We start from the raw sequence: 525 nt of genomic DNA, 5'->3' as shown, positions 1-525 counted from the left end.
CGGTCTTGGGGTCGCGCCGTCGTCGCACGAGGCTCAGCCAGCGCGTCAGGCGCAGCAGCGTCAGCGCCCGCGCGACGGTCTCGTGGGAGGCTTGTCCCGCGCAGGGCATGGACGCCAGCCAGGGGCGCAACTGCTCATAGGTCGAGAACGCCGTGACGCCGTCGTCGTTGAGCATCAGCCGGAACACCTGCCAGGCGTTGCGCTCCAGCGGTGTCAGGCGGCGGTCGAGGAACAGCCGCCGCGGCACGCTCTCGTGCCGATTGCCACTGAACAGGAAGGCGTCGCCGGACGCGGCAGGCGTGGGCACTGCCATGGGCGCTGGCGCGCTGGGATGTGGCTTGGGCGTGAGGTCCTTCAGCGCAGCGTCGAACAGGTCGGCGAGTGCGATGGGGCCTTGACGCGGGGCTCGTGGGGCGGTGTCGTCCACGGCCATGGCCTAGCCCAATCCCTGATCGACCCAGTTCCTGATCGCGGCCCAGACCACCGAGAGCGGCAGTGACATGCCCTCGGCCAGGTCCATGGCCG

1 protein-coding gene and 1 pseudogene are annotated in these 525 nt (G+C 70.5%); both read right to left on the bottom strand.

All coding sequences use genetic code 11. From position 1 onward, the window contains the following. A partial coding sequence (locus APY03_RS43835) for an STY4528 family pathogenicity island replication protein (protein WP_232324284.1) occupies positions 1–433 on the bottom strand: 433 nt, incomplete at its 3' end. Between the two features lie 3 nt (positions 434–436). Next, positions 437–525: pseudogene (locus APY03_RS15240) on the bottom strand (DUF2857 domain-containing protein); the annotation flags it as partial.

The organism is Variovorax sp. WDL1 (genome assembly GCF_001541225.1).
Classification (GTDB): domain Bacteria; phylum Pseudomonadota; class Gammaproteobacteria; order Burkholderiales; family Burkholderiaceae_C; genus Variovorax.
The sequence above is the reverse complement of the archived record's forward strand: the minus strand, read 5'-3'. Positions and strand labels throughout refer to the sequence as shown.